Annotated in this window: 4 protein-coding genes; 1 reads left to right on the top strand and 3 read right to left on the bottom strand. The window is 31.0% G+C overall.

What is annotated here, in order from left to right; translation table 11 throughout:
- On the top strand, positions 1-2,458 hold a 2,458-nt coding region (locus ACTG3V_RS15135; protein ID WP_439133011.1), incomplete at its 5' end, for an efflux RND transporter permease subunit.
- 72 nt (positions 2,459-2,530) lie between these two features.
- Here ACTG3V_RS15135 and ACTG3V_RS15130 read toward each other — a convergent pair.
- From ACTG3V_RS15130 to ACTG3V_RS15120, 3 genes are read right to left on the bottom strand one after another with little or no spacing between them, the layout of a single operon-like run.
- The gene (locus tag ACTG3V_RS15130; protein ID WP_439133010.1) at positions 2,531-3,022 is read right to left on the bottom strand and encodes a hypothetical protein; all 492 of its coding nucleotides are present in this window, start codon (positions 3,020-3,022) and stop codon (positions 2,531-2,533) included.
- Between the two features lie 19 nt (positions 3,023-3,041).
- On the bottom strand, positions 3,042-3,470 hold the full coding sequence (locus ACTG3V_RS15125; protein ID WP_439133009.1) for a hypothetical protein: 429 nt from the start codon (positions 3,468-3,470) through the stop codon (positions 3,042-3,044).
- Positions 3,451-3,963 (bottom strand): RNA polymerase sigma factor, encoded by a 513-nt coding sequence (locus tag ACTG3V_RS15120; protein WP_439133008.1) that lies wholly within the window; start codon positions 3,961-3,963, stop codon positions 3,451-3,453. The genes ACTG3V_RS15125 and ACTG3V_RS15120 overlap by 20 nt, the downstream gene beginning before the upstream one ends.
- Positions 3,964-4,063 lie beyond the last annotated feature (100 nt).

The following is a 4,063-nucleotide window of genomic DNA, read 5'->3' as shown; positions in this document are numbered from 1 at the left end:
CAACATCATCTTCGGAATCATTTTAGTAGTTACTGTTTTAATGTTTTTCTTAGGTTTTAAAAATGCATTGTTTGTTGGTTTTGCCATACCAATGTCTATGTTTATGTCACTTATGATTTTAGGCGCAATGGGCTACACCCTAAATACTATGATTCTTTTTGGTTTAATTATGGGGCTAGGAATGCTCGTAGATAATGGTATTGTAGTGGTAGAAAACGTATATCGTTTAATGGACGAAGAAGGTTTATCTAGAATTGAAGCCGCTAAAAAAGGAATTGGAGAAATTGCATATCCTATTATTATTTCTACAGTAACCACAGTTGCAGCCTTTGTTCCTTTAGGATTATGGCCAGGACTTTTTGGTCAATTTATGATTTATTTCCCTATCACACTTTCTGTGGTTTTAGGTTCTTCTTTAGTTGTTGCTATTTTCTTTAATTCTGTACTTGTTTCACAATTTATGACGACAGAAGATAAAGATATGCCACTAAAAAGAATCATAATGATTTCTGCAATCGTTGGCGGAATTGGGCTCTTAATTCTAATTTTTGGTGGTGCATATCGTGGTTTAGGATCTGTAATGGTATTTACAGCAATTATGTTGTGGGTGTATAGATTAATCCTTAGAAAAGCTGCGAATTACTTCCAAAGAAATATTTTGGTTTGGTTAGAAAATGCTTACGAAGTAACTCTTAAAAGTGCTTTAAAAGGATGGAAACCAATTGCAATTACCATTGGTACATTTATACTTTTGTTTGCAGCTTTTGGAGGTTTTGGATGGTCTGTAGGAACACAAAGAACCAAAATTGAGTTCTTTCCAGACAACAAACCAAATCAAGTTGTGGTGTATATCGAATATCCTCAAGGAACCGATATTTACCAAACCAATAAAATTACCAAAGAAATTGAGCAACGTGTTTATGGCATCTTAAACCAAGAGATGTATATGGATAATGGTAAGAACTTTATGGTAGAAAGTTCTGTTTCTCAAGTGGGTGAAGGTGCTGGAAACCCTAATACTGATGGAGGATCTGCAGCAGAAATGCCACACAAAGGTAAAATTACAGCTTCTATGCGTCAGTACAAATACAGACGAGGTTTAGATAGTGAAGCACTAAGACAAAAAGTGCAAGAAGCCTTAACTGGTGTATACCCTGGTGTTTTAATTTCGGTTGAAAAAGATGCAAACGGACCACCTGCAGGTGCGCCTATTAATATTGAATTAAAAGGTGATGATTATGAAGAGTTAATTGCAACAGCAGAAAAAATGCGTGCGTATGTAAATACAAGAAATGTACCTGGTGTTGATGAATTAAAGATTGATGTAAATAAAGATAAACCTTCAATGAAGGTAGTTGTAGATCGTAAAAAAGCTGGTGAATTAGGTGTTTCTACAGGGCAAATTGGGCAGCAATTGCGGAATGCTATTTTTGGTGCAAAAGCGGGTATTTACAAAGAAGATGGTGATGATTATGATATTAATGTACGTTTTAAGGAAGATATCAGATACAACAAAAGTGCTTTATTCAATCAAAAAATAACGTTTAGAGATCCTTCAAATGGGCAGATTAAAGCGGTTCCAATTTCTGCAATAGCAAAGCAAAGTAACAGTTCTGGTTTTAGTGCTATAAAACACAGAGATACCAAACGTGTAGTTACTGTATATTCTCAGTTGGCTCCTGGTTATGTTGATGCTGCTGCAGTAGTAAATCAGATTCGTGAAGAAATGAAAAACTTCACAGAAAAACCTGCAAACATCAAAATAGATTATACAGGACAAATTGAAGAACAAAACAAACAACAAGCCTTTTTAGGTGGAGCGTTCTTTAAAGGTTTGGCATTAATTTTCTTTATTTTGATTTTCCAATTCAACTCGGTTTCAAAACCAGGTATCATTATGATTGCTATTTTCTTAAGCTTTATTGGTGTTTTTGGTGGAATTGTAATCACAGGATCATCTTTTGTAATTATGATGACCATGATGGGTATTATATCTCTGGCAGGTATTGTAGTAAACAATGGGGTTGTACTGCTTGATTATACACAATTACTAATCGACAGAAAAAAGGAAGATTTAGGTTTAGAAGAAAATGAATATTTGCCAAAAGAATATCTTTTTGAAAGTGTTGTAAAAGCTGGGAAAGCACGTTTACGCCCTGTTTTATTAACAGCAATTACAACTATTTTAGGGTTAATTCCTTTAGCAATTGGATTAAATATTGATTTCTTTTCTCTTTTTAGCGAATTTGATCCTAAAATTTATATGGGTGGAGACAATGTAATTTTCTGGGGGCCATTAGCTTGGACTGTTATTTACGGACTTTTTGTAGCAACATTCTTAACCTTAGTGGTTGTACCAATTTTATTCTTTTTAATTACACAATTTAAAATGTGGTTAAAAGGAAGTAAAAGTGATAAACAATTAGAAATGGATCAACAAATTCAAGAAATTGGATAATTGATAAATACCATTAAAAAAGGGTTAGCATTTTTAAAATGTTAACCCTTTTTCTATTTACACTTTTTAAAACTACATTTTTTTAGTAGTAATAATAATCACTCCATTTGGTGCATTATAGGTATCTTTAGCTTTTTTGCCCTTTACAATTTCCATTTTTTCGATAGTATTCGGACTTATTTTATCTAATATTTTTTTATCAACCTCTTTTCCATCTACAATTATTTTTGGACCATTTTTTGCCCCAAGCTTTTTATCTTCTTTTAATTGAATTTTAGGAAATTTAAAACGATCTGCTTCTTTAGTAACAATTAATATTACACCATTTGGTGCGTCGTATTTTTTTATAGCTTCTTTACCTTTTACAACAAACATAGATGCTATTTTACTTTGATCAATCAATTCTATAGGAAAATCAAAAACCTTACCATCAACAATAATTTTTGGTTTTGCACCATCTTGCAACTGTACTAACAAATTTTCGTTTTCAGACTTTTCATCTTGTGCTTGTACCACAGAAAACGAGCATAAAATGATAACGATTGTAAATAGTATTTTTTTCATTTTTATAAATATTTAGTGTTTAATTTATTTTTGTATACACAATTATTAAATCGTTTTCTAGAATTTTATTGTAAATCATTTGTTCTTTTTTTTCATCTTCAAACATACTTTTGGCTTCCTCTAATAATGCTGATTTTTCGCTCTCAGACAATTCATTAGAATTCATATTGTAAACAAATAATGATAGTATTAAGGTAATTGAAGCAGCCACAGACCATAAACCAACTTTAAGTTTTTGAGTTTTTTTTGTTTTTGCTTCAAAAGATTCCCATAATGTATCCTTAAAATTTTCAGGAATTTTATTTTGGTTTAGCTTTACAAAATCAAACCATTTTTTTAAAGGATGTTCCATTTTTTTAGCACTCTGTAATAAGCGTTTTTCTTCTTCTAAAGAAGACGCTCCAGCTTTGTATTTTTCGATGATATTTTTAATAGTTTCCTCGTTCATAATTGTATGTTTTTTCTAAGGATGCACCAATGTGTTTTCTTGCCCTAGATAACAAAACACGAACATATTCTACTGTAATTTCTAAGGATGCAGCAATTTCTTTAAATTCATAACCATCTACATCTCTCATCAAAAAAACTTCTTTTTGTTGTTGAGGCAATTGTTCTAAAATTTTAAAAATAATATTATTTAACTCTTTCCATTCTAAATTTGTAGCGTGATTTGTAGATTTTAAAATCTTTAATGCTGATGTTGAATCGTCTAAAATAATTGCTTTTTTTCTTAACAAATCAATACAGTAATTACGAGCTGTTATGAATACAAAACCTTTTAAATTAGGATGATTTTCCAGTTTTTTACGTTTTTGCCAAAGCTTAATCATGATTTCCTGAATAGCATCTTCAGCATTACAGCCGCCAAGTAAACGTGCAACCATAGGAAACAAACGTTCTGATAATGAAAATACCTTAAGTTTAAAATCTATTTTGGTCATTCTATTTTAGTAACGTAAAAGTATAAACACTTATAACAGTAAAATGTGATTATTATAAAAAAACATTGACTTAATAATCCTGAATAACTTAACTTAGAAC

The sequence above is a fragment of the Polaribacter sp. genome, from assembly GCF_965660385.1.
GTDB lineage: Bacteria > Bacteroidota > Bacteroidia > Flavobacteriales > Flavobacteriaceae > Polaribacter.
Note: the sequence above shows the minus strand (reverse complement) of the source record. Positions and strands in the feature narration are given on the sequence as shown.

Bases quoted from the DNA above. Each gene is read 5' to 3' on its own strand.
- ACTG3V_RS15130 (WP_439133010.1), bottom strand. From the start codon at position 3,022: ATGAAAAAAATACTATTTACAATCGTTATCATTTTATGCTCGTTTTCT.
- ACTG3V_RS15125 (WP_439133009.1), bottom strand. From the start codon at position 3,470: ATGAACGAGGAAACTATTAAAAATATCATCGAAAAATACAAAGCTGGA.
- ACTG3V_RS15120 (WP_439133008.1), bottom strand. From the start codon at position 3,963: ATGACCAAAATAGATTTTAAACTTAAGGTATTTTCATTATCAGAACGT.